Genomic DNA, 22,890 nt, shown 5'->3' with positions numbered 1-22,890 from the left:
TGTCATGGATTATCTGCTGAGTTTGCTCAATCGAGCGGTGGGCAACGAGGAGTTGGCGCGCCTGCTGTTCGTCGGCGCCATTGGCCTGAGCGCGGTGCTTGCGGTAGTGACGCTGGCCATGCTGGTGATGGGGCTGCGCGACCCGGTGCAGCGGCGCCTGATTCTGATCAAGCGCGGGCACGGTGGCACTGCGGTCGGCCAGGAGCCACCGAGCAATCTGCAACTGATGCTGGAGCAGGTGGGCCAGCGCTTTGTCTCCGGGGAAGAGGGGCAAGAGTCGGCCACCCGCACCCTGCTCACGCACGCCGGTTATCGTTCGCCGGCGGCGGTGCAGATGTACTGGGCGGTTCGCCTGCTGGCGCCGCTGGTACTGGTTGGCCTTAGCCTGCTGGCAATGCCGCTGATCCCCAAGCTGTCGCTGCCTATTGGCGCTCTGTTGGTGGTCGGTGCGCTAGGCGTCGGTTGGCTGGTGCCGGCCATCTATGTCGACAAGCGCAAGCAAGCGCGCATGCGGCGGCTACTGGTCGCCTTCCCCGATGCCCTGGACCTGATGGTGGTCTGTGTCGAGTCGGGGCTGGCTTTGCCCCAGGCGATTGAGCGGGTGGCCGACGAGATGGCGGTCAGCCAGCCGGAGCTGGCGCTTGAGCTGGCCTTGGTCAATGCGGAAATTCGTGCCGGTATCTCCAGCACCGTGGCGCTCAAGCATCTGGCCGAGCGCACTGGCCTGGAGGACATTCGCGGCCTGGTTAGTCTCTTGTCGCAAAGCATTCGCTTTGGTACCAGCGTGGCCGACACCCTGCGCATCTATGCCGAAGAGTTCCGCGACCGGCGTACTCAGGCGGCCGAGGAGAAGGCGGCGAAAATAGGCACCAAGCTGATATTCCCACTAGTCTTGTGTCTGTGGCCGAGCTTTTTCCTGGTGGCCATCGGTCCCGCATTGGTTGGGGTGCTAAAAGTCTTCGGGAAGCTATGAGATGAAAAGGATCAGTCTGCTGTTGGCCATGACGGTCGTGTTGTCAGGATGTCAGACCATGGGGCCGGAGCCAGAGCTAAATACCCGCTCGGTTTATAGCGGCGACAATTCGTTGTTGTACAAGGTACGCAAACAGGCCAGTTCGGCCGATCAGGCCATGCAGATGGCCGAGATGGCCTACCAGGCCGGCGACCTGGATCAGTCGCTGTATCAGTATCTGCGCGCCATCGAGCTGGAGCCGAAACGCTACGAGGCCCTGGTCGGGGTCGGGCGCATCCACCGCGAGCGCGGTAATACTCAGCTCGCCGAGATGGCCTTCGGTGAGGTACTGGCGAACCAACCGGACAACCTCGACGCCTTGGCCGAGATGGGCATGCTGCATTTGGCCAAGCGTGACCACAAGGGCGCGCAGGCGCTGCTGTTCAAGGCGGTGGAGCTAGATCAGCGACGCCAGGGTAGCGAAAAGAGCAGCCTGCACGACGTGGCTGCACTCAAGGTGGATAGCAAGTCACCGCTGAAGGTCTACAACGCCCTTGGCGTACTCGCCGACTTGAACAACGACTTCCCGTTGTCCGAGGCTTATTACCGCCTGGCCATGCTGATCGAACCGCGTTCCGTGCTGGTGCAGAACAGTCTGGGCTATTCCTACTACATGGCCGGTCAATGGCCAGAAGCTGAGCGAACCTATCAGCGCGGCATCAGCTACGATGCCAGTTACAAGCCGCTATGGCGTAATTATGGCTTGCTGCTGGCGCGTATGGAACGCTACGAGGAAGCGCTTTCGGCCTTCGAACAGATTGGCGGCCGTGCCCAGGCCAGTAACGATGTTGGTTATGTCTGCCTGGTGGAAGGCAAGCTGGATGTCGCCGAGCAGTTCTTTCGCAGCGCGATCGAACAATCTCCTGCGCATTACGACACGGCCTGGGAAAACCTCAACCGGGTCCAGCAGGTCAGACGGATTCGCCAGATGGGCGGCAACCCTGGCTCGGTAGCCGCTATCCCCCCGAGCGCGCCGCTGGTGCAGTAAGCGGCTGACGTTGGGCGTGACATAGCGGCCGCCGCGTACGGCCTCGGAGCGCAGCGACAGCCCGCCATTGGATGCCGCCGCCGCGAGTTGGCCTACTGCTGCGCGAGTACGGTTCGCGGTGATGGATATGATTGTGTAGGAGCCAGCTTTGCATGGCTGCAAAGCCTGTAGGCTCGCTCAGGTAAGGTTTCCGCTGTCGGCCAATGGTCTGGCAGCGCAGCGGACACCGTTTTCCAGCTTGCTTCTTGTGTTGCTCAGTTGATCGCGTCGGTCAGGGCTTTGGCCGGTACGTACTTGACGACTTTCTTCGCTGCGATTTCGATTGCCTTGCCGGTTTGCGGGTTGCGTCCGGTGCGGGCTGGGCGATCGCTGACTTTCAACTTGCCGATGCCGGGCAGGGTGATTTCGCTGTCGTTTTCCAGGGCATCGCTGACGATTTCGCTGAGTTGCTCGAGTGCCGCACGCACGGTGGTCTTGGGGGCGTCGATGGCTTCGGCGATATCACTGATCAGTTGGTCTTTAGTCATGGCCATGTTGTTGCTCCTTGGAATGAGAGGGTGGCGCTGATAATGCCTCGCGCAGAGTACTGCGATTTCGTCTCGTAGACATTGATTCCGGGCAGATTCTGCAAACGCCGGACCTGTTTTCTGACTCGCGACCGTGCCGGAAATTCCGCGCATGTGTCGGTTTGTAATGCAGCGCCGTATTTTTGAGCGGAAAATGTAGGCCTAAATCGGTCTGCTCGATGTTTTAGTGCATGACTGAATCCATCGCCGAAATTATCTGTTGTGTATTGTTTTTACGGAGTGCATCGGGGTCTTTAGCGAGTCGGCTGTTGCGAAGCGCTGAAGCCCATAGTTGCTAGCAGGCATGCTTTTGTTGCTGAGCCTAGGCGCTTGATGAAGATGCTGCAGACCACCTCGAGCAATTACATGCAGCCCATGCGAAAACACGAATGGGCTGGCGCAGTTGGTTGGGTATTCCGGGTTTTATTCATGCCTGGGTAAAGCCGCAAAAATAGGGCTAAGTGTTTGAAGCAGTTGTAAGTTCAAGACAAGCCGGTACAATGGCCCGGCTCGCTGCAAGGCGAGTAGCGTTATGGTGGCCCTGCCGGTCCCCCCGCAACGATCAACCGTGAACCCGGTCAGGCCTGGAAGGGAGCAGCCGCAGCGGTTACATTGTGTGCCGGGGTGTGGCTGGTGGGGTCGCCTCCATCTTTAAACCCGTTCGGGTTGTCTGTTAATTTCTATCTGCTTACCTGAAGCCTTTAGCGGGCCGCTGAAAAAACTCAGCAGTAACCGCCTCACGCCGACAGGTGCGACTTTTTTCAAGGTTATGCCCCCGTTGCGTCTTGCATGGCGTATCTGTCTCCCTGTGGGGGCGGTTTTATCCGCGAATTTTGTGGCTGAAACAGAATGCTGCCTGGCCGCTCCTACGAGGAGCCCCCTGCGCCTGCAGTGCTCGCAACAGCTAATACGTACCTAACCTTGCATGCCGGCTCGCATCGTGATGAGCGTGGACTGTCGCGATGGTAGCCGCGTCGGGGTTATCGTTGCATACGTTCAACGCGTTCAAGGTAGGGGGAACCATGCTCCTGCGTCTGGCCGCAGATGCCGTGTTGCTCCTGCATCTGCTGTTCATTGTTTTCGCGCTACTCGGTGGTTTGCTGGTGTTGCGCTGGCGCTGGCGCTGGCTTGCCTGGCTGCATCTGCCCGCAGTGCTCTGGGCGGTGACGGTCGAGGCACTGCAACTGCTGTGCCCGCTGACCTCTCTGGAAAACGACCTGCGTCACGCCGCGGGGCAAGCGGGCTACAGCGCTGGTTTTATCGAGCACTATCTGCTGCCGATAATCTATCCGACCGGGCTCACGCCCTCTATCCAGCTGTGGCTGGCAGCTTTCGTGCTGTTGCCGAATCTGTTGGTGTATGGCTTTTTGCTCTGGCGTTGGCGGCATGGGCGCTGACCGGCTGCGAAGCCGCTGTCTGGTCTGCCTGTGGCGGGTGGCAGTGGCGGCAGTTTGCCTTGGACATTCAGCTGCATGATGGTGCGTGGGGCTGACTATTTCCTTGGATACACTGGGCCTTGTCTTCTCTTTCATCGCACAACACAAGGCGACTTCCATATGCAAAATCGGATGATGATTACCGGCGCAGGTTCGGGGTTGGGTCGTGAAATCGCCCTGCGCTGGGCGCGCGAGGGCTGGCGTCTGGCGCTCGCCGATGTCAACGAGGCGGGTCTCGCCGAAACGCTGGAATTGATCCGCGCAGCCGGTGGTGATGGTTTCACCCAGCGTTGCGACGTGCGCGACTACAGTCAGCTGACCGCTCTGGCGCAGTCCTGCGAGGAGAAGTTCGGTGGCATCGATGTGATCGTCAATAACGCCGGTGTGGCCTCGGGCGGTTTCTTCGACGAGCTATCGCTGGAGGATTGGGATTGGCAGATCGCGATCAACCTGATGGGCGTGGTCAAGGGCTGCAAGGCGTTCCTGCCCTTGCTCGAGCGCAGCAAGGGCAAGATTGTCAACATCGCGTCGATGGCGGCCCTGATGCAAGGCCCGGCGATGAGCAACTACAACGTGGCCAAGGCCGGCGTAGTGGCGCTGTCGGAAAGCCTGCTGATCGAATTGAAACAACAGGAAGTCGGGGTGCATGTGGTCTGCCCGTCGTTCTTCCAGACCAACCTGCTCGACTCCTTCCGTGGCCCGACTCCGGCGATGAAGGCCCAGGTCGGCAAGCTGCTGGAAAGCTCGCCGATCAGCGCCGCGGATATCGCCGACTACATCTATGCCGAGATGGCCAAGGGCGAGTTCATGATCCTGCCCCATGAGCAGGGGCGCCTGGCCTGGGCGTTGAAGCAGAAGAACCCGCAATTGCTGTATGACGAGATGATCAGCATGGCCGACAGGATGCGCGCCAAGGGTAAACCGGCCTAATCCAGTTCGAGCTGCGGCCAGACTGGCGAGGGTTCCCTCCTTATGCCAGCTGGGCCAGTCGGCTCCTCAGCGCGCCATGCGTGCCGAGAAGAAAATCGCCAGGATAATCAGGCTGCCGCCGAGCAGCATGCGCAGCGTCGGTATCTCGTTGAACAACCACCAGGCGAAGGCGATGCCGTAGACCGGCTCCAGGGCGAAGATCACCGCGGCGCTGCGCGCCTTGATTACGCGCAGGCTGGCGACGAACAGGCTGTGCGCCAAGCCGGTACAGAACACCCCGAGCATGGCCAGCCAGAACCAGTCGAGCAGCGCCAGGTCGGGCAGCAGCGGCCAGGCGAACGGCAGGAAGCACAGCAGCACCGTGAGGTTCTGACACAGCGCCGCCTGCACCGGATCCAGGCCGCGGGTACTGGCGCGGTTGAGCAGTGACAACAGGGCGAACAGCAAGCCCGACAGCACTGCCCAGAGCAGCCCGACGGTAGCCTGGCTGCCGAGGTCGAAATTCGGCGTGACCAGGATCAATCCCAGGCAGACCACGGCGACCATGGCGAATTCGCTGGGCCGCGTGCGTTCGCGAAACAGCAGACCTTCGAGCAGTACGGTAAACGCCGGAAAACTGGCGAAACCAAGGGTGGCGATGGCCACGCTGGAAACCGTCACCGCCTCGAAGAAGGTCAGCCAATGGCTGCCCAGCAATAAGCCGCCGAGTACCAGCATTGCCAGCTGCCGCGCATTTGGCCGTTGGCTATTGTCCTGGCTGAGGAGGCGGGCGAACAGGGCCAGCGCGATGACGGCGAAGATCGCCCGACCGCCGACGATGGCTATGGGTACGGTATTGGCCAGTTTGCCGAAGATCCCCGAGAGGCCAAACAGCAGGGCGCCCAGGTGAATCGCCAACAGTGCCTTGCGCTCGGTCATGCCAGGCGCGACCCATTAGGCAGCGGTTTGTCGAAGCTGGCCAGTACCACCTTGTTGTCCGCGTCATAGACGCCGGTCACCAGTACCTCGGAACGGATCCCGGCGATGCGCTTGGGTGCGAAATTACACACGCAGAGCACCTGGCGGCCAATCAGTTCGGCGCATGGGTAGTGCTCGGTGAGTTGCGTGCTGGAGGTTTTCACCCCGAGTTCGCCGAGGTCGACCCGCAGTACGTAGGCCGGCTTGCGAGCCTTGTCGTTCAGCTCGGCGGACAGCACCGTGCCCACGCGCAATTCAATCCGTTGAAAGTCTGCCCATTCGATCTGCTGCATAACGCCTCCCTATCCAGTGCAGGCAAGTCTAGGGGGCGTAGCTCGCCCTGTCTGTCGCGGAAGTCGCGGGTTTTGTCGCGTTACTCGTGTCGCTGGCGCAACGCGCGCGGGGTGCAGCCGAACTGCCGCAATAGCGCCGCGGTAAAGGCACTTTGCGAACTGTAGCCGACGCGGGCAGCGATCTCGCTGACGGCCAGTTGGCTAGTGCACAACAACTGTCGGCCCTGGTGCAGGCGCCGGCTGCGCACATAGGCCATGGGCGTCTGTCCCGTTTCGTCGAGAAAGCGCGCATGAAAACGCGCCACCGACAAACCGGCCAACCGCGCCAGGTCGCCAACCTGCAGCGGGTAGGCGGCATGCCGGTCGATATGCGCGTCCAGGGCCGCCAGCGGCAAGCCTGGCACGCCTAGCCGCTCGATGTGTTCGCTCGCCAAGCTGGCGAGCAACAGCGCTGCGCCTTGCTGGGCGATCACCGGGTCATTGATCGGGCTGGCCGCAAGCCAACTGACCAGCTGGCTTTGCGCCGGGTTGAGACTCCGGGCGCCGGGACAGTCGAGCAGGCGGCGGCTGGCATCGGCATGCAGGCCCAAGTGCTGTTGCAGCCAGTGCTCCGAGGGCACGTCGAGCACCAGGCACTGGCTGCCGCTGCTGCTGCCACAGGCGTGTTGCGCAGCCGCCGGCACCACGGCGAGGGTCTGGCGGATCACCAGACTGCCCAGCCCGGCCACTTCGAAGTCCAGCTGGCCGCTCAGGCCGAAGACCAGCTGCGCATGGTCATGGCTGTGGTTGAGCAGTTCATGGCTGTAGTGACGCAAAGAGAGCAGCGACGGCATGGCAGGATCCTCGTGACAGGCGGCCAGTTTAGCAGGCCGTTGCGCATGGTCGTGGCGGGGCGCTGTCATTGAACTGCCATGGCGCTGTCACAGTCGTTTCACCGTCCGCGCGCAAGCTCGGCAAAACCCAGCCGGAGGCCGCCCATGACCAGCGCCCAGCTCGCCAAGCCGAGTCGTAAGCAACGAGTCCGTACCCTGTGGATTTCCGATGTCCACCTGGGTACCCGGGATTGTCAGGCCGAGCATCTGGCGGCGTTCCTCAAGCGTTATCAAACCGAGCGGATTTACCTGGTGGGCGACATCATCGACGGCTGGAGGCTGCGCAGCGGCATCTACTGGCCGCAGGCGCACAGCAACGTGATCCGCCGCCTGCTGACCATGAGCAAGCGCGGCACCGAGGTGATCTATGTCACCGGCAACCACGACGAGTTCCTGCGCCGTTATTCGTCGCTGATGCTGGGCAATATCCAGTTGGTCGACGAGGCCGAGCACATCACCGCCGATGGCCGGCGTTTGCTGGTGATCCATGGTGATCAGTTCGATGTGATCACCCGCTATCACCGTTGGCTGGCCTTTCTTGGCGACTCGGCCTACGAGGTCACCCTGACCCTCAATCGTTGGCTCAATCATTGGCGCAGTCGTTACGGTTATGGCTATTGGTCGCTGTCGGCCTACCTTAAGCACAAGGTCAAGGGGGCGGTGAACTTCATCAGCGACTTCGAGCAGGCGATCGTCCACGAATGCGTCAAGCGGGGCTTCAATGGCGTGGTCTGCGGGCATATCCACCACGCCGAGATCCGGCCGATGGGCGAGGTGCAATACATGAACTGCGGCGACTGGGTCGAGTCCTGCACGGCCTTGATCGAGCACCTGGATGGACGCATCGAGATGTATCGGCTGGCCGACGACCAGGCACGAGGGGCTCAGGCGCAGGTCGAACAGGTGGCTGCAGTCGAGCCAGCTGCATGAGGATATTGATCGTCTCGGATGCCTGGCTGCCGCAGGTCAACGGTGTGGTCACCAGCTTGCAGGCCCTGGTCGGCGATCTGCGCAGTCTGGGCCATCAGGTCAAGCTGCTGTCGCCGCAGGATTTTCGTTACTTGCCGTGCCCGACCTACCCGGAGATTCCGCTGACCTGGAACCTCTGGCGGGTCGGCCCGGCGATCCGCGAATTTCAGCCCGACTGCGTCCATCTGGCCACCGAAGGACCGCTTGGTTGGGCCGCCAGACGCTGGCTGTGCAAGCGCGGCCAGGCGTTCTCCAGTGCCATCCATACGCGCTTTCCCGAGTATATCCATGGCCGTTGGCCGTGGTTGCCGCTGCGCTGGGGCTATGCCTACCTGCGCACCTTCCACCGCCCGAGCGAGGCGGTATTGGTGACCACCGAGCGGCTGCGTGGGGAATTCTCCGGCTGGGGCCTGCAGCGTCTGGCGTTGTGGCGCAAGGGCGTCGATACGCGGTTGTTTCGACCGCAGGTGCCGCTGTCCGCAGTGCACAAACCAGTATTTCTGTATGTCGGGCGCATCGCCACGGAAAAGAACCTGCAGGCCTTTCTCGAGCTCGACCTGCCTGGCGAGATGCATGTGGTCGGCGACGGTCCGCAGCGTGAGGCCTTACAGGCGCATTATCCGGCGGTGAAATTTCTCGGCTATCGGCATGGCGAAGAACTGGCCGCAGCCTATCGTCAGGCCAGTGTGCTGGTGTTTCCCTCGCGCACCGATACCTATGGCCTGGTGATGCTCGAGGCGCTGGCCTGCGGCACGCCCGTGGCGGCCTTCCCGGTGCCCGGCCCGCTGGATGTGCTGGAGGCGGGCGTGACGGGGGTGATGAGCGAGGATTTGCGTGCGGCTTGCTTGGCGGCGCTTGAACTCGACAGGACGCGCTGCGCCGAGTTGGCGGCAGGGCAATCCTGGCGCGTATCGGCGCTGGAATTCCTGGCCCGCCAGCCCATGCTCGACGGCGAGCCGTGCGCCGCTCGGGCTTTGGCGGTAAGCCAGAATTAAGTGGAGGTGGCTATCGGGGCAGGGAGGCGCCGTGCGCACCCTGCCTGGCAACGCGAAGCTGGCGGGCTACATGATCACCTTGTCGTGCAATTTCTCGGCGGCCTGCTGCAGCGCCTGGATCACCCGTTGCTTGTCGAAGTTCTGGATGCCGTTGGTGTCCAGGTACATGGAGAAGCCGGGCAACTCATGCTCGACATAGCTGGAGGTGGCGCCCAGGTCGCGACGGAAGTCCACCACCTGGTAGATCTGCACCGGGCGGGTAAAACCCTTGACGTTGATCTGGCCCTTATCGCGGCACATGATCAGGTCCTTGACCAGCGAGTAGGTCTCGTGGGAGATGAGGATCTCGCCGGCTTCTGCAGCGCTTTCCAGGCGGCTGGCGAGGTTCACGTCACGGCCGATGATGGTGTAGTCCATGCGCGTGTCGGCGCCGAAGTTGCCTACCGTGCAGTAGCCGGTGTTCAGGCCCATGCGGATTTCCAGCGGCTTGGTAATGCCCTGGGCGCGCCACTGCTGGCGCATTACTTTCATGTGTTTGCGCATGGCCACGGCCATCGATACTGCGGCCATGGCGTCATGCTTGGCACCCTTGCTGGCCGGGTCGCCGAAGAACACCATGACACTGTCGCCGATGAACTTGTCGATGGTGCCGCCGTATTTCAGGCAGATCTTCGACATCTCGTTGAGGTAGCTGTTGAGCAGGTCGGTCAGGGCCTCGGCTTCGAGTTCCTCGGACAGTTCGGTGAAGCCCTTGATGTCGGAGAAGAACACCGTGAGTTTCTTGCGCTGGGTCTCCAGGCGCACGCTCTTCTTGCCGGTGAAGATCGATTCCCATACCTGCGGTGACAGGTACTTGGCCAGGTTGCGGGCCAGGCGGGCGGCTTTTTCCTGCTCGCGTTTGATTTCGCTGCGCACCTGGACCAGGCGCATACCTTGTTGGTGCACGAAATAAGCGCTGATGCAGATGTACAGGGTGCTGAAGGCGATACTCACCAGGGCGACCAGGGCTGGGGTGTCGGGGTTGAATTTCAGGTCGATCAGCGCCGCATTGAGCAGCGTGCTGCTGACCGCGACCAGCATGGCCAGACTCAGGTAACGCAGGCCACCGACTATCATCGAGCTGAAGGCCAGGATCAACAGGCACATCAGGCTGGGTACGACCGAGAAGCTGAGCAGGGCGAGTGCCGCGCCACAGTGCAGGGCGTCGATGAACAGCAGCGTCAGGGTGGCGGTTTGCGGATGATCACGCTTGAAGCGTTGGCCCAAGTGGTAGGCCAGATGCGGATAGAGCAGGGCATACGGCACCATCCACAAAATGTCGTAACCAAAATGCTGGGTGTAGGTGCCGGCAGCGATGCTCGCTGCCACGGCGATATAGGCCAGTACGCGCGAGTAATATTCGCGCAGTGGTGGCGCCGGCAGTGGGTGGAGCCGGTTCTGGGTAGTGGCATTCATACTGTGAAAACGATCCCTGCTGATTATCCGACGCCTCTGCTGGACGTCTAAGTAGCGCTGCTAGCGCTGAACCAGGATTGCGACAGAGCGGGGATCATAACCAAGCGAGGATGCGCGAGCCAAGCACCACTGCTCAACGGTGTGAAGATGCCGGCCAGTGGGCGGCTTCGGCGCAGCCGGAACACTGGCGGATCAGAATTTGATGCGTCCGGTAAAGGCATCCTTGAGCATGACCCAGTCACCCATGAAGCTGTACAACGGGTATTGAAAGGTGGCCGGGCGGTTCTTTTCGAAGATGAAGTGACCAACCCAGGCAAAGCCATACCCGGCGACTGGCATGGCCAGCAGCCACAGCCACTGTTGCGTGCCCAGGGCGTAGGCGAGAATGCCCAGCACCAGCAGGCTGCCGACATAGTGCAGGCGGCGGCAGATCGGGTTGCTGTGTTCTTGCAGGTAATAGGGGTAGAACTCGGCGAAGCTGGTGTAACGATCGCTGGTTTGCGTAGCCATGACGTGCCTCCTGGTCGTGATCTGGCCGCACCGGGGGTTCAGCGGCTGCGGGGTGTTGGCAGTCTAGGCGTGCTGTCCTGTTGGGCCAGTGACATTAAGTGCCAGTTTAGTATCCTTGCGCGCCGCCAGTAGAATCGCGGCCTCTGGCTCGGATGTTGGCATAATGCTGTCATTACCTCCGAAAAGCTGCTCGGCTCGGGCTCCCGCACCTGCGTCTGCCGACGGCATCCATCGGCCATAGATCCTGGCGATCATCGCCCAGTCGCGGTGCCCCATCTGATGCGCCACCCACATGGGATGCTCGCCGGCCGACAGCATCATGGACGCGTAGGTGTGCCGGGTCTGGTAGGGGCGGCGGTAGCGCACACCGGATTTCTTCAGCGCGTGCACCCACAACACTTTGCGGATCTCATCGGAGTGCTCCCAGGGCTTGCCGGTGAGCGGATGGCAGAACACTCGCCCGCCCGCCATGAAGGTCTGCGCCTTCTGCTTGAGCAGCGCGTCACGCGCTGGCCCCAAGAGCTTGATGGTGCGCCGACCGCTGGCGGTCTTTGGCGCCTCCGGACTGCTGGCCGCCCGGGTCTTGGCGCGCACGATGCGCACCTCGCCAGCCAGCCAGTCCACATCACCCCATTCCAGTGCGATCAACTCGCTCGGGCGCAGCCCTGTCCAGAATGCAAACTGTACCTGCGGGCGCCGCTCAGGCGGGATCGCGGCCAGGATTGCCGCCTGCTCGGCCGCAGTGAACGGGTCCACGTCGTCGTCTTCCTTCTGGGTTTCTCGGTTGCGGTAGTTCCATCCTGCCAAGGGGCTGGCCTCAATGACCTCGTCATCGACTGCGTCATTCAGCGCCGACCGCAGGCAGCTCTGCAGGTTGGTCAGGGTCTTGTTGCTGACTGTTCGCTGAGACATACCGTCGCGCACATGCTTGCGGGTCAGTTCGCCCAAGGGTAGCGCGCCGAACATGGGGATCAGCTGGCCGGTGATCAGCTGCCGGTAATGTTCGGCAGTGCTCGACTTGAGCTGCTTGCGCTTGCGCTCCAGCCACTCGCCCAGGTACATGGCGATTGTCATAACTGCAGTGTTGCGCCTGAACTGGCTGGCGCGCTTTGAGCTTGGGAAGGTGGCGGCATAGTCGAAGGTGCCGGCGGCGATCGCGTGATCAATGGCGGCCTTGTGCAGCTCGGCCTTCCTCAGATTAGTGGCGCTGGGCTTGAGCGGGACGCGCTCCCGGCAGCGGACACCCTGGTACTGGAAGGTGATTTCGATACTACTGTCAGACGCCGCCCGGACGCCTCGCCCGTCTCTACCCATGAGTAGTAGCCCTCTACGTCAATCAAAATGCGACCATCCGGCGCCTTGCGCCAAACCATGTGTTTCGGCCATTTGCCGTCTCTGATCTTGGTTCGGATGGCATCAGGTGTATAGCCCGACTCGCGGGCGAACTGCTCGACGGTTTTATATCGAACCATAGTTGATCCTCTCCACCCGGCGCATGGCCGGGGAGTGTGGGTTAGGCGGCAACTGCATCTTCGAACTTGATCAGCAGGCGGCGGCTTCCGCTGGCGGCGTCATCCTGGCCGTCCGGCTTCACTTCGAAGTAGGCGGGCTGATACTGGTAGATTCCGGCGATACTGCCGACAATGCCGGAGCGGCACTGGAGCTTGGCGCCAACAGGAAAAGGGGGCTGAATATCATGCTCGGCGAACCACTGCTTCTCAGCGGCAGCGAGAGCCGAGCGAACCAGGCTTTCCACCTCGTCGAGCGCCTCCATGTCCTCGCGCGCGGTATCCCAGCCGGCCCACTTATCTAGAGCCTTGGCAAGCTCAAAGCCGTCCGTGGGGTGCTCGTAATACTCTGCAATAGTTGCGGCGTCGGCGTCGATCTTGGCGGCCACAACTTCGGCGGCGGCCAGGATCATTGCTTCGGTGACGGTTGGGCGTGCTGGAATTTGAGACATGCGAATACCTCTCCACCGACTCACGCCGGCAGTTGGTTGATGGGGTAGGGGTTATTGCTGGTGCTGGGCCAGTCGCTTCAGCTGGCGAAACAACTCTGGAAGGGTTTCTGGCTGGATGAGGATGTCGCGCCCTTCCTGGGCAAGGATCAGCAGGCCGCAGGCGTCGACCTGCACCAGAATGGCAGGGTGGCAGGATGCCGAATCTTCAACGTATGGCTGCCAGATGACTGCCTGATTAGCATTGGTCATTGTGGTTGATACCGTTGGCTTACCCATGCTGACCTCCCTTCTGCTGGGCGTAGGCGGCGAGGGCGTCGGCGGCAATCTTGCGCATTCTGAAGATGCACTGTTTTCTGCCGTTAGATATTTCATCACCGCTAGCCGGATGCGGTACTTGCGGGTCTGAGTCGTATATCGCCTCCAGCGCCTCAACCAGTGCGCTAACGTCCTGCGCGGGTGTTGGGGCCTTATAGCCGCTGTGCTTGTCGGCGTCGTAGTCGCAAATGCAGGGATCTTCGGCAAGTTCTCCAATCAAGTAACGCACCCGGTCGGCCTCGTACCGCACGCGAGCTGGATACTCGGACCGATCAAGCGTTATACCCTCAGAAATGCACGATCCTTTGCGGTGGAGTATCGCCGTGTAATTGCTCTTGCCGTTTGATTCCGGCATTGCCCCGCACCAGACAGTAAGCACCGGCCGCGCCTCAAGCTCGGCCACTCTGGCGGACATGGCGTCTACCTCACGACCAATCGCGATCAAATCATCAATATGCGCATGGCCGATCCAGACCTTCGCTATGCGCTCGGAAATCGACTGGTTATTCATCGCCTTGTTCCTTTGGTGGCTGCTGGGGTTGCGGTGCGGCGTCGACCATGGATCGGTAAAGCGCTCCTGCTAAGTCGGGGTGCATCCAGACGGCGTTCCGCTGTTCGCGTGTCGCCTCAATCGGAACCAGCCGATACCCCTCCGGCACCGCGCTCGGCTGTGCGTGGGCGGGGTGGGTGTAGAGCGGGACATAGTCGCAGACATGTCCACTGCCCTTGTGCGAAACGGGATGCCAGCGCTCACCTGTATCGCGATCAACCGGAATCCACGCCGCCGGATCAGCTTCCGGCGCGGCCTTGGCTTGCTCGATCAGGTATTCCAATTGTTCAGCTGCCAGCGGGCTGGTTATGCTGACCTGACGCTTAACCAGCTCCAGCCCCTTCAAGCAATCTCGCGTCACATCACTCATAACTTTTCCCCTTCTGATTATCTCGATACCCGGCGAGCCAGGCGCAACGCTTGCCGATATCGCTGCCGTGGTACGGGCACTCTGCGTCTTCTTTTGCTGCCGCGCCCTCCTGCTGCTCGGCCATGTAGTCGCGGTCAGGTGCGGCTTTTTTGTAGCGGGTCATGGCTCACTCCTTTGGCGGCTTTATTTGTTGCTCGTGACGTGCCGCCGTGACTACTTCGGCAGCTCGGTCAGTCGAGCCAGGCCGTTGTCGGTCATCTGGTCGGCGTTATGGATCAGTCGGGTGATCAGATCCTGCGGCTCGTCGATTCCGGCGCGATCCATGCAGCGGATCAGCGCCGCGTCGGTGCGCTTGAATAGGTCGAGCTTTATGGTGCGTGACAAGAGCCGTGACAGGCGCTCTTCCTCGGTCAGCTTTTTGCGCTCGCGCTCTTCGCGCTTACGCTCCGCGTCAGACTTGGCCATTACGCCTCCTGGTTGATTTGTTCGAGCAGGCGCCGGCCGATCCAGCGCACAACCGGAACGGCTTTGGAATTTCCGATCGCTTTGTAGCGCGGACCGTCCGGGCAGTCGGTGGCGGGCTTGTTGCGCCAAGGGATCAGCGTGTAGTCGTCGGGAAATCCTTGGCACCGCTCCCATTCGACGCAGGTTGTGCGCCGAACCCCTCGGGGCTCCAGTACATACGCCTCTCGGTCATCGAGAGCGCCTCCCCCTTGAGCCGTGAGAGTAGGATGAAGTGACGGCTCCGTCGGCCGTCCCGGCGCGCAATCCCGGCGCATGCCTTCGCGCTCAAAAAGTACCGCGGCGGGATCGAACCCTGCTCGAGCACTTGCGACAACGAACACACGGCGGCGGCGTTGGGCCAGGCCGAAATATTGGGCGTCAAGAATCCTCCACGCGATTGCTCTTTTGGATCCATACACACAACCAGCGTCCGCCCACCTTTTCCCTGGAGGGAGCAGCTCGCTGTCTTCCCCAGCAAGTGCGCCAAGAAAGCAGCCGAAGGCGTTGCCTCGGTCGCTGAGTACGCCGGGGACGTTTTCCCATACGACAACGGCTGGGGGTTGTCCGTTGATAGCTCGAACATGGTCAACTGCATCGGCCAGCTCCACATATTTGATGGTCAAGGCGCCGCGCGGATCGAGTAGGCCGGAACGCATGCCCGCCACGCTGAACGCCTGGCAAGGGGTGCCGCCGACCAGAATGTCCGGCGCCGCTATCGCTCTCGACAGCACCTTGCCGGCGAGCAGGGTCATGTCGCCGAGGTTGGGGGTGTCGGGGTAATGGTGGGCCAGCACGGCCGATGGGAAGGCTTCGATTTCGGCCAGCCATTGCGCCCGCATTCCGAGCGGATGCCAGGCGACTGTCGCGGCCTCGATGCCACTGCACACTGAGCCGTAGGTAATCATTGCCGCTTCCTCCGTTTGCCGTGAGTGGTCGCCGTCCATCCGGCGCTCATAACGCCTCAGCCATGAGCCGGAAGCGCTCGCTATCACTGACACTCGATCCCTTCACCTTGATCACTCGCGGCTTGCGCTTGAGGCGTGTCGCGGGATCTATCCAGACTGGACGGGGAGGGGCGGGCTTGATGCAGGTGAAGCCAGGCGCGCGAGTGACGGTCGCGATAGATTCGGCCAGCAGCTCAGAGAGCCAGGCAGCATCAAGCGCGCGGCCGGCGGGGGTGCGTTTGCAGAGGGCCATAAGGGGTATTCCAGGCAAAGGAAAGGGCGCACGCAGCGCCCAGGGATTGCAGGGGAGGGGTCAAGCTCCAGTCAGGTAGTGAGCCGGCGCGAACGGGATGTCGTCGTCGAGGCTATCCGGCGGCGCTGCCTGCTGACTCTGCGGCTGTCGCGCTGGCTGCTGGCGGCCCGCCTGCTGTGGATCGGCGGGCCGCTGCTGTTGTTGCGAGCGCTGCTGCGGCGCACGATCACCACCTTCTGGCTTGCCCCCGAGCAGCTGCAGCGTGCCCTGCATATCCACCACAATCTCCGTGGTGTAGCGCTTGATGCCGTCCTTCTCCCATTCTCGGGTTTGCAGCTTGCCCTCGATGTAGCACTGCGAGCCTTTGCGCAGGTACTCGCCGGCAATCTCGGCGACCTTGCCGAACAGCGAGACGCGGTGCCATTCGGTTTTCTCGACCTTCTGGCCGGTCTGCTTATCCGTCCACTGCTCACTGGTGGCCAGCGACAGGTTGGTGACCGCATTGCCGTTGGGCAGGTAGCGGGTTTCGGGGTCTTGGCCGCAAGAGCCGACGATGATTACTTTGTTTACGCCGCGGGCCATTTATGCGCGCTCCTGTGCTGGGGTGAGTTCTGCTTTTCGTTTGTCCTTCGCCGCCACCACGGACGCGATCAGCGCATCGTCGCCGCGAGCAATGGTGTAGGCCGCGCTGTATGCGTCCTGTAGGGCGTCCATGGTTGCCGCTTTCGCGATGTCCGGCATCAGGTCGAGCAACTGGTCCCTGACTGAGGTTCCGCCATTCAGCCAGTCGAGCAGCTTCTTGCCGGTCTTCTCGCTGACCACCTCGTACCCACTGAAAAGCTTGGTTCGGTCCTTGCTGGCACTGGCTTCATGGCTGTCGTGACTCACGTCCAGCACAACCGTAAATTCATAATCTGTGCCATCGCGCTGCTCGCTTTTCATGCCGAGCTTGATGATCTTCTTGCCCTCGCCCTGCACTGTCTCGGTCTTGCTGCGCATGGTGCAGATGATGTGCATCGTGCTGCCGAGGATCTTGTTGGTCAGCTTGCGGTGGCGGGGCGTTGTCTCGTTCCAGGCGGCCCAGGTGTTCCCCTTGAACTTGGAGTGTGCAAGCTGCTCGTTGGCCTCCAGGCAGCCGCCTGAGCCCGTCCACTCATGCGAGTAGCTGTCGATGATCAGCGTGTCATAGCCGGCCTTCTCGGCCGCTGCGATCACCTCGATGTAGCGCTCCGGGGTGAATGGCGCCGCCAAGTCGACCGCATCAAAGTCGACCAGATCGGAATACAGTGAGGCGCTGCCGGTTTCAGTGTCGAGCACGGCGATCTTGCCGCCGAGCCCTTTGGCGATCAGCAGGGCTGAATAGGTTTTGCCTGATCCGCTTGGGCCTGCAATTGCCAGCCGTAGCTTGGCCTGCTTGCGCTCTGCCTTCTTGAACATGGCTGTCACTCCGGTTGGTTGTCCCATTGCCGCTCGATGCGGCGCTGTGCTTCTTCGTACTGCCGGCGCTGCTCGCCCTGGAAGCGCTCGGGGTTGAATTCCCCGAGCTGCATCCAGTCGAATTGCGCAGCCAGGGCCGGGGAGGCCGGCGCTTGATTGGCTTGCATGGCTCACCTCAATAAGTGATGGAGACGCCTGGCACTTCGCCGCGCCGGATCAAGTTGATGACAGCGCGCGCCTGCTCTTCGCTGATGCCCGCTTGCATGAATACCTCCTTGATCGAAGTCAGCACAGCGGTCTTGTGCGCCGTGTCGGCCTCGCGTGCAGCTGCCTGGCGGCCGGCCTCTGCCTTCTCGGTGACTTGGCGCTGGCGCTCGGCTGCTGCGGCGCGCTCAACCGCTTCGGCTTGGCGCTGCTCAGCGTCGATCTTGTCCTGGGCGGCCTGTTGCTCGGCGGCGATGCGGTTACGTTCGGCCTGCTCAGCCTTGGCCGCGGCATTGCGCTCCGCCTGGTCGGCGCGCTGCTGGGCTTCCAGTTTCTCGCGCTCGGCACGCTCGGCTTGCAGCTGCAGATCGGTTTCGCGCTGCTTGGCTGCTGCCGCGGCTTCCGCTTCACGCTTGACTGCCGCGTCACGATCGGCCTGGGCGCGCTGCTCGGCTTCGCGGGTGGCGCGCTCGGCGGCTTCGCGGGCGATGCGGTCCTGTTCATCCTGCTTGGCGCGGGCGTCCTGCTCCTGTTTGAACCGCTCAATCTCGGCCAGCTCCGCTTCGTGTTGCTGGCGGGCGGCTAGTTTCTCGCGCAGTGCGACCAGCGCTTTATCTTTGGCGCGAGCGGTGTCGACCTGGAACTCATCCAGCGCCTGGTTGATTTCCAGCACTTCGACTTCGGTGATCAGCGCCTGGATGTCGGCGGCCGGCTGCAGGTCTGACAGGGTCAGGAAGCTTTCCAGCCAGGCCAGGGTCGCTTTATGCCCGGCGACCCGCTCAGCCTCGGCCGCCTCCCATTCGTCCAGCGGCCTGCGCACTTCCTTTTGCCAGCCTTCCAGCAAGTCCCACACCCGCTTTCGCTCGGCATCGATCTTCCTGGGCACTTCTTTCTGCTCGGCGGATAACGTTTTGCCAACGGCGTCCAGGGCTGTTTTCGATTTGGCGATCTTGTGCGCCATGGATGCGTAGAGCGCACGGCTCTTTACGGTGGACATATCCGGCAGGTTGGTCAGGAACTCATCGACCTCGATTCGGACTTTATCCACCCATGGATCAAGCCCGCCGACGACCTGGAACACTTGCAGGGCGGTTTCTTTCGGCGGCACAACGGCCAGTTCGGTTGCTGCATTCATGCTGCTCTCCCTGCGCCTCAGCGCTGGCTTGAAATGGGTTGCTCTGCGGTGATCATTCCGCCGATAGCCGGCAGGATCATGATCACGGTAGTGAGGATGGCGAAGGCGATGGCAGTGATTGCGATGGCGCGGCGATGGGCGCGTTGTTGGCGGGTCATGGCGCCACCAGCTCGGCAAAGGCCGACGCAAACACCCAAATCGAGGCCAGAAAAAAGCCCGCGTAGATGATGCTGGCGGGCTTGGGTAGCTTGATGGTCAGGGTCATGCCATGCGCTCCTGTAGTTCAGCGTGGCGCTGCCGGAGCAGCTCGGCGCGGCGCTCGATGACGGTGTTGTCTATCGTCTGCCGCCAGTAGCCCAGGCCCGCGTCGCTGATCAGGCCGATCGCGTAGTAGGCCTCAACAGCGCCATGCGCCAGGCCGCCGTCGGGGTAGGCTGACTGGGCGATTACCTCCACCTGGAAGCGCAGGAACTTCTCGGCCTTTGCTTTCTCCCAGTCGCTCATGCTGACCTCCGCAGCTCTACGTTCAGCTCGGCGCGGCACTGCGCCTCATGCTCGACTTGACCCATGCGCTTGAGTGCCAGCGCCCCGGTGAATGCTGCGCGGCTGCGGTCGACATGATGCTCGATCACCTCTACCGCCCTCGCCAGCGCAGCAAGGTCTTGCCGGATGACCGCCAGGCACAGCACCTCGCCCAGCTCATTCAGGCGTTCGGCTGCGTACTCGGCGTACAGCTCCAGGGTGTCGCGGTCGCCGGCTTCGATGGCGTCGTGGATGTGCTGCTCAAGTTCGTTGAGATTCATGATTGCCCTCATATCAAACCGCATTAGCCAGGCCCTGGCGCGGGTGACCAAACCCAGCCGTGAGACTGGCCAGGGCCTGCTGATGCGGTCGGAATAGAAAAGCCCGGTGAGTGCCGGGCTTTTGGTGTGCTTGCTGAATAGCCGCCTATGTCAGCGTTTTCGTTCGGCTTTACTTATCCATGGGAGCCTCCGTTGGTTGGTGCGGACAATCCGCATCGGTAAGGACTGGCCGGAGCTGATCCCGGCATGGAATTGTTTAGGGGCTTGCGCGAGCTAGGGGGATGGTTACCCTTGTTCAGACCCGCCAATTTCCGGCCCTTGCTGCGCATCAGCCTGCGCATTCAGTCCTTACCGATGCAGACTCTTGCGAGCTGATCGGGTCGCTTTGTCGCCAGCGGCGCGACTACCGCCAATATGGGAATGCCGACATTCATCGGCCACCTGGCTTCAGGCTTACTCAAACAGTTGCGCGCCTGATCGGCGTTCGACCACCGATCGGTCTAGGAGGTAGGCCTCGACAGCTGACACAACTGCATACCGAACCTGCACGGCACTACGTTGATTTGTTGGCCCGGCAGGGCAATGTCGCTAGGCGTCGTGTATTTCGTCCATTTGGCGGAAATACGAATCAAGGACCGCGCCCTTGGTCAGCTCCAGCATCCCCACGATCAGCTCGACCGTTACGCCGGCTTCCTGGGCGCGATCCAGCGCGTCGTTCAATTCCTTGTGCAGCTTTGATGTTGCGTTATGCGTTGAGGCTGTCAGCCCCTTTTTGCCTAGCTCTGAAATATTCATCACTCGCCTCTCTGAGTTAGTTGACCGAACCGCCCAGGTGGTCAGCCTGCATAGCGCCGCGCTTCACTCCTGTGTCACGCGGGTGGCGCCCCGGATTTGTCGGACGGGGATTCTTTAGGCTGCTTAAGCCGAGTCATTTGCGGGGTATTTCTCGCCGCAAAGCATGCAATAGTTGCCGGTCAGGTTCATGGTTTGCTTCTTGGTCTTCATGTCGCCCTTCTTGTTAGGCGCCTGGTATTCGATGTTGATCGGCATGACGTTCTTCATTTTGATTCCGTCAGGCCCGCCAACGATGAAGGCGTAGCCGCCCAACTCAACACTCAGGCCGACCGCGCCGGCCGGGATCTGCTCCTTAATCTTGGCCATAAGACGTTTTTCGGTGTTGCTGCGGCAGTCGCACATATCACTCACCTCTCTTAGGATTTGTCGGGCGGGGTTTCGGTAGCCGGCGCCAGTAGCGCCAGAAGCTCTTCGTCGCTGGCGTCGGTCATGTCGTGCCAGTCGGCGTGGTGCCGACTTTCTGCCGGGGGTACCCAGCGTGAGACGGTTTTGTCGGGGCTGACGCAGAAGCGGTATCCCTTGTCTTTAAGGTGCATGTCGATTACCTCCCGGTTTGATTCCAAAACACCCGGTCGCCCAGGTGCTTCAGTAATTCGTCGGTACTGCTAAAGAACTTTGGTTCCAGTCGGTCACCGGTTAGGTGGCTGGGGTCAGGTTTCGCCCTGTCCGTGCTAGCCGGCGAGTCTCCGGCTTGTGTGTTGCGGGTTGCGCGGTGTGTTGCGCTTCCATGGGTGCAAATATGAACCATAAGTACAAATCCAGTCAAGAACCAAAAGTACATATTTTTCATGCGGGCGTAAAAAAGCCCCGCACGATGGCGAGGCTTTGCATGGAGTCAGTCTCTTTTGGCTGGTATCGTTCAGCTCAACAATTCAAACGGAGGTGATGCAATGCGGGCAATGCTGATGGCTGTCTTGTTCGCTCCCCTTATGGCGAGCGCGCAAATCTATAAATGCACAGGGTCGGACGGGAAGATCAATTTCACCGACTCCCCGTGCGGCGCAGAAACAAAAGCAGAGCAGCTCGAAAGCGCCCCTCCCCAAGGACTTGACAAGCTGTACATCGAAATTAAGGAGAAGCGAAAGGCTCACGCCAAGTGGTCAGCTGAGCACGATGCCCGGGAGGCGCAGCTAGCCGGGAGGGCGCGAGCTAAATATACGAGCCGCCGCATGCGTGAAGGCCTGCGCATCGGCATGACCGAGGGCGAAGTTGAGGCGATTCCCCATTGGCGCGGAGCTGAATCCAGGAACGTCACCGAGACAGTCTTCGGCGTGCGCGAGCAGCGCGTGTTCCGCGTTAGCGATGACAATGAGTACGAGCAGATGTACCTGTACTTCGATAACGGAGTGCTGACGACTATTCAGGACTAGGGCTAGGCAAGGGGTCGGGCGGGAGCCCGCGCTCCAGCGAGGCTCAGTCAGTAGGGGTCAGCGTCAGCGGTCAGGGCGGCCAGGAGCGGACGCCCATCTAGAAGATTGAGGCCGGCAATTTGGCGTCGATAACCAGCCCAACCATGGCCACCCCCTCATCGATCGGAATCACCGGGAAGGCCTGATTGAGAGGCTGCAAGTAGCCCATGCCGCCGTCGCGCAGGTACTGCTTAAAGGTCGTCTCGCCGGTATCCAGCAACTTAGCCACGTAGTACTTGCCGCTGACCAAGTCGAAGCCCTCCGGTCTGACCAGGATGCGCATGCCTGGGGTGAAGGTCGGCAGCATCGACGGCCCCTTGATCTCCAGCCAATAGCCGTGCGGCCCGGCGTTGTGGTCGGACATCAGCCACTCGTCCGCATCGCCCGGATTGAAGTTGTCGCATGACTCCTGCCATGCCCCGGCCGCCACCCAGCTTATCAATGGGTACTCCTTGACCTCTCTATGGGGCTGCTGCATCTCCACGACGTTGGCGTGGGAGATGCGCGCACCCATGTCGGCAGTGGTCTGGCCCTTCAGCATCTGCCCCCAGCCATATTCAAGCCACTCGCTGCGCACGCTCAGCGCCTCAGCGATAGCCAGCATGTTTGCTCGACCAGGCATCGCCTCCGCGTTGAGCCATTTGCTCGCCGCCTTAGCCGTTTTCCCGGTGATCTCCGATAGCCGCGCCCCCGCACCTCTATCGGGTATGCCGGAGGCTGCAAGGGCTTTTTTGAGGCGGACAACGAAGTCCGTGCGTATTTCTTCTGATTGAACCATCTGTTCATGGTTGCATGACCTTGCGTGTACTTTCAGTTCCGGCATAATATGTACCGTAAGTTCATGCAAACCAGGAGAGCAGCACCATGGGCGCGCTCAAAGAAGCAATCGAGAAGATCGGCGGCGTAACCGCAGCGGCGACAGTTTGCGGCGTAAGTCAGCGAGCCATTTACAAGTGGCTCACCACCAAATCCCTGCCTCGCACCGAATACACGGGCGAAACCAAATACGCGGAAAAGCTGGCGGAAGCATCAGGCGGCAAATTCACCGCTGAATGGCTGCTGCAAGAGTCCTCACCAGGAAAGATAGCTCAGGAGGCGGACGACACCCCAAAGGCAGCAGCGTAGCCGGGGAGACTGCGCCAGGTGGGCGGGAGAGGTTGAGCGATCT

The 22,890-nt window shown here is 61.4% G+C and carries 33 protein-coding genes and 1 other RNA gene; 9 read left to right on the top strand and 25 right to left on the bottom strand.

Features of this window, described 5'->3' with window-relative positions:
• The first annotated feature begins 4 nt into the window (after positions 1 to 4).
• Positions 5 to 973, top strand: a complete 969-nt coding sequence (locus VCJ09_RS15485; RefSeq protein WP_324731036.1) for a type II secretion system F family protein — start codon at positions 5 to 7, stop codon at positions 971 to 973.
• A gap of 1 nt (position 974) precedes the next feature.
• The gene (locus VCJ09_RS15480; RefSeq protein ID WP_324731035.1) at positions 975 to 2,000 is read left to right on the top strand and encodes a tetratricopeptide repeat protein; all 1,026 of its coding nucleotides are present in this window, start codon (positions 975 to 977) and stop codon (positions 1,998 to 2,000) included.
• A 254-nt stretch (positions 2,001 to 2,254) separates the two neighbouring features.
• Here the strand turns inward: VCJ09_RS15480 and VCJ09_RS15475 are convergent, their stop codons facing one another.
• A complete protein-coding gene (locus VCJ09_RS15475) occupies positions 2,255 to 2,533 on the bottom strand; it encodes an HU family DNA-binding protein (protein ID WP_324731034.1) in 279 nt (92 codons plus the stop codon).
• Positions 2,534 to 3,108: 575 nt separating this feature from the next.
• Between VCJ09_RS15475 and ffs the strand changes: the two genes are divergently transcribed.
• From ffs to VCJ09_RS15460, 3 genes are all read left to right on the top strand, one after another.
• Positions 3,109 to 3,205, top strand: an RNA gene (ffs, locus tag VCJ09_RS15470) — signal recognition particle sRNA small type.
• Positions 3,206 to 3,588: 383 nt separating this feature from the next.
• Positions 3,589 to 3,963, top strand: a complete 375-nt coding sequence (locus VCJ09_RS15465; protein ID WP_324731033.1) for a DUF2784 domain-containing protein — start codon at positions 3,589 to 3,591, stop codon at positions 3,961 to 3,963.
• 159 nt (positions 3,964 to 4,122) lie between these two features.
• The gene (locus VCJ09_RS15460; protein WP_324731032.1) at positions 4,123 to 4,932 is read left to right on the top strand and encodes an SDR family oxidoreductase; all 810 of its coding nucleotides are present in this window, start codon (positions 4,123 to 4,125) and stop codon (positions 4,930 to 4,932) included.
• Between the two features lie 66 nt (positions 4,933 to 4,998).
• On the opposite strand, the gene VCJ09_RS15455 is transcribed toward VCJ09_RS15460, so the two are convergent.
• From VCJ09_RS15455 to VCJ09_RS15445, 3 genes are all read right to left on the bottom strand, one after another.
• The gene (locus VCJ09_RS15455; RefSeq protein WP_324731031.1) at positions 4,999 to 5,850 is read right to left on the bottom strand and encodes a DMT family transporter; all 852 of its coding nucleotides are present in this window, start codon (positions 5,848 to 5,850) and stop codon (positions 4,999 to 5,001) included.
• On the bottom strand, positions 5,847 to 6,182 hold the full coding sequence (locus tag VCJ09_RS15450; RefSeq protein WP_324731030.1) for a tRNA-binding protein: 336 nt from the start codon (positions 6,180 to 6,182) through the stop codon (positions 5,847 to 5,849). Before VCJ09_RS15450 ends, VCJ09_RS15455 begins: the two co-directional genes overlap by 4 nt.
• 80 nt (positions 6,183 to 6,262) lie before the next feature.
• Positions 6,263 to 7,015 (bottom strand): AraC family transcriptional regulator, encoded by a 753-nt coding sequence (locus tag VCJ09_RS15445; RefSeq protein WP_324731029.1) that lies wholly within the window; start codon positions 7,013 to 7,015, stop codon positions 6,263 to 6,265.
• A gap of 144 nt (positions 7,016 to 7,159) precedes the next feature.
• On the opposite strand from VCJ09_RS15445, the gene VCJ09_RS15440 reads away from it, so the two are divergent.
• Positions 7,160 to 7,984: a UDP-2,3-diacylglucosamine diphosphatase gene (locus VCJ09_RS15440; protein ID WP_324731028.1), complete on the top strand. Its 825-nt coding sequence runs from the start codon at positions 7,160 to 7,162 to the stop codon at positions 7,982 to 7,984.
• Entirely contained in the window at positions 7,981 to 9,018 is a 1,038-nt protein-coding gene (locus VCJ09_RS15435; protein ID WP_324731027.1) for a glycosyltransferase family 4 protein, read from the top strand. The genes VCJ09_RS15440 and VCJ09_RS15435 overlap by 4 nt, the downstream gene beginning before the upstream one ends.
• Before the next feature lie 66 nt (positions 9,019 to 9,084).
• Here VCJ09_RS15435 and VCJ09_RS15430 read toward each other — a convergent pair whose 3' ends face one another.
• From VCJ09_RS15430 to VCJ09_RS15335, 20 genes are all read right to left on the bottom strand, one after another.
• Positions 9,085 to 10,473 (bottom strand): adenylate/guanylate cyclase domain-containing protein, encoded by a 1,389-nt coding sequence (locus tag VCJ09_RS15430; RefSeq protein ID WP_324731026.1) that lies wholly within the window; start codon positions 10,471 to 10,473, stop codon positions 9,085 to 9,087.
• Between the two features lie 192 nt (positions 10,474 to 10,665).
• Positions 10,666 to 10,983, bottom strand: coding sequence for an Mpo1-like protein (locus tag VCJ09_RS15425; RefSeq protein WP_324731025.1), 318 nt, complete (start codon positions 10,981 to 10,983; stop codon positions 10,666 to 10,668).
• A 63-nt stretch (positions 10,984 to 11,046) separates the two neighbouring features.
• Complete coding sequence (locus VCJ09_RS15420) at positions 11,047 to 12,297, bottom strand: Arm DNA-binding domain-containing protein (protein ID WP_324731024.1); 1,251 nt, start codon at positions 12,295 to 12,297, stop codon at positions 11,047 to 11,049.
• A gap of 199 nt (positions 12,298 to 12,496) precedes the next feature.
• Positions 12,497 to 12,943 carry a hypothetical protein gene (locus tag VCJ09_RS15415; RefSeq protein WP_324731023.1) on the bottom strand — a complete coding sequence of 149 codons (447 nt, stop codon included), beginning with the start codon at positions 12,941 to 12,943 and terminating at the stop codon, positions 12,497 to 12,499.
• Positions 12,944 to 12,994: 51 nt separating this feature from the next.
• A complete protein-coding gene (locus VCJ09_RS15410) occupies positions 12,995 to 13,219 on the bottom strand; it encodes a hypothetical protein (RefSeq protein WP_324731022.1) in 225 nt (74 codons plus the stop codon).
• Positions 13,212 to 13,769, bottom strand: coding sequence for a hypothetical protein (locus VCJ09_RS15405; RefSeq protein WP_324731021.1), 558 nt, complete (start codon positions 13,767 to 13,769; stop codon positions 13,212 to 13,214). The genes VCJ09_RS15410 and VCJ09_RS15405 overlap by 8 nt, the downstream gene beginning before the upstream one ends.
• The gene (locus VCJ09_RS15400; protein ID WP_324731020.1) at positions 13,762 to 14,178 is read right to left on the bottom strand and encodes a hypothetical protein; all 417 of its coding nucleotides are present in this window, start codon (positions 14,176 to 14,178) and stop codon (positions 13,762 to 13,764) included. Before VCJ09_RS15400 ends, VCJ09_RS15405 begins: the two co-directional genes overlap by 8 nt.
• On the bottom strand, positions 14,171 to 14,341 hold the full coding sequence (locus tag VCJ09_RS15395) for a ribosome modulation factor (protein WP_324731019.1): 171 nt from the start codon (positions 14,339 to 14,341) through the stop codon (positions 14,171 to 14,173). The genes VCJ09_RS15400 and VCJ09_RS15395 overlap by 8 nt, the downstream gene beginning before the upstream one ends.
• Before the next feature lie 50 nt (positions 14,342 to 14,391).
• Positions 14,392 to 14,643 carry a hypothetical protein gene (locus VCJ09_RS15390; protein WP_324731018.1) on the bottom strand — a complete coding sequence of 84 codons (252 nt, stop codon included), beginning with the start codon at positions 14,641 to 14,643 and terminating at the stop codon, positions 14,392 to 14,394.
• Positions 14,643 to 15,587 (bottom strand): DNA cytosine methyltransferase, encoded by a 945-nt coding sequence (locus VCJ09_RS15385; RefSeq protein ID WP_324731017.1) that lies wholly within the window; start codon positions 15,585 to 15,587, stop codon positions 14,643 to 14,645. Before VCJ09_RS15385 ends, VCJ09_RS15390 begins: the two co-directional genes overlap by 1 nt.
• A gap of 352 nt (positions 15,588 to 15,939) precedes the next feature.
• Positions 15,940 to 16,461 (bottom strand): single-stranded DNA-binding protein, encoded by a 522-nt coding sequence (locus VCJ09_RS15380; protein WP_324731016.1) that lies wholly within the window; start codon positions 16,459 to 16,461, stop codon positions 15,940 to 15,942.
• Positions 16,462 to 17,316 carry an ATP-binding protein gene (locus VCJ09_RS15375; protein WP_324731015.1) on the bottom strand — a complete coding sequence of 285 codons (855 nt, stop codon included), beginning with the start codon at positions 17,314 to 17,316 and terminating at the stop codon, positions 16,462 to 16,464.
• Between the two features lie 5 nt (positions 17,317 to 17,321).
• Complete coding sequence (locus VCJ09_RS15370; RefSeq protein WP_324731014.1) at positions 17,322 to 17,483, bottom strand: hypothetical protein; 162 nt, start codon at positions 17,481 to 17,483, stop codon at positions 17,322 to 17,324.
• A gap of 8 nt (positions 17,484 to 17,491) precedes the next feature.
• On the bottom strand, positions 17,492 to 18,655 hold the full coding sequence (locus tag VCJ09_RS15365; protein ID WP_324731013.1) for a coiled-coil domain-containing protein: 1,164 nt from the start codon (positions 18,653 to 18,655) through the stop codon (positions 17,492 to 17,494).
• A gap of 17 nt (positions 18,656 to 18,672) precedes the next feature.
• On the bottom strand, positions 18,673 to 18,813 hold the full coding sequence (locus VCJ09_RS15360) for a hypothetical protein (RefSeq protein WP_324731012.1): 141 nt from the start codon (positions 18,811 to 18,813) through the stop codon (positions 18,673 to 18,675).
• Between the two features lie 103 nt (positions 18,814 to 18,916).
• Positions 18,917 to 19,159: a hypothetical protein gene (locus tag VCJ09_RS15355; protein ID WP_324731011.1), complete on the bottom strand. Its 243-nt coding sequence runs from the start codon at positions 19,157 to 19,159 to the stop codon at positions 18,917 to 18,919.
• Complete coding sequence (locus VCJ09_RS15350; protein WP_324731010.1) at positions 19,156 to 19,458, bottom strand: hypothetical protein; 303 nt, start codon at positions 19,456 to 19,458, stop codon at positions 19,156 to 19,158. Before VCJ09_RS15350 ends, VCJ09_RS15355 begins: the two co-directional genes overlap by 4 nt.
• A 588-nt stretch (positions 19,459 to 20,046) precedes the next feature.
• Complete coding sequence (locus VCJ09_RS15345; RefSeq protein ID WP_324731009.1) at positions 20,047 to 20,253, bottom strand: hypothetical protein; 207 nt, start codon at positions 20,251 to 20,253, stop codon at positions 20,047 to 20,049.
• Positions 20,254 to 20,376: 123 nt separating this feature from the next.
• Positions 20,377 to 20,619, bottom strand: a complete 243-nt coding sequence (locus tag VCJ09_RS15340; protein WP_324731008.1) for a hypothetical protein — start codon at positions 20,617 to 20,619, stop codon at positions 20,377 to 20,379.
• A gap of 50 nt (positions 20,620 to 20,669) precedes the next feature.
• Entirely contained in the window at positions 20,670 to 20,849 is a 180-nt protein-coding gene (locus VCJ09_RS15335) for a hypothetical protein (protein ID WP_324731007.1), read from the bottom strand.
• Positions 20,850 to 21,158: 309 nt separating this feature from the next.
• On the opposite strand from VCJ09_RS15335, the gene VCJ09_RS15330 reads away from it, so the two are divergent.
• Positions 21,159 to 21,683, top strand: a complete 525-nt coding sequence (locus tag VCJ09_RS15330) for a DUF4124 domain-containing protein (protein ID WP_324731006.1) — start codon at positions 21,159 to 21,161, stop codon at positions 21,681 to 21,683.
• A 97-nt stretch (positions 21,684 to 21,780) separates the two neighbouring features.
• Here the strand turns inward: VCJ09_RS15330 and VCJ09_RS15325 are convergent, their stop codons facing one another.
• Positions 21,781 to 22,545: a S24 family peptidase gene (locus VCJ09_RS15325; RefSeq protein ID WP_324731005.1), complete on the bottom strand. Its 765-nt coding sequence runs from the start codon at positions 22,543 to 22,545 to the stop codon at positions 21,781 to 21,783.
• A 41-nt stretch (positions 22,546 to 22,586) separates the two neighbouring features.
• Here VCJ09_RS15325 and VCJ09_RS15320 point away from each other — a divergent pair, with 41 nt between their 5' ends.
• Complete coding sequence (locus tag VCJ09_RS15320; protein ID WP_324731004.1) at positions 22,587 to 22,847, top strand: YdaS family helix-turn-helix protein; 261 nt, start codon at positions 22,587 to 22,589, stop codon at positions 22,845 to 22,847.
• Positions 22,848 to 22,890 lie beyond the last annotated feature (43 nt).

The organism is Pseudomonas paeninsulae (genome assembly GCF_035621475.1).
Lineage (GTDB): Bacteria > Pseudomonadota > Gammaproteobacteria > Pseudomonadales > Pseudomonadaceae > Aquipseudomonas > Aquipseudomonas paeninsulae.
The sequence above is the reverse complement of the archived record's forward strand: the minus strand, read 5'-3'. Positions and strand labels throughout refer to the sequence as shown.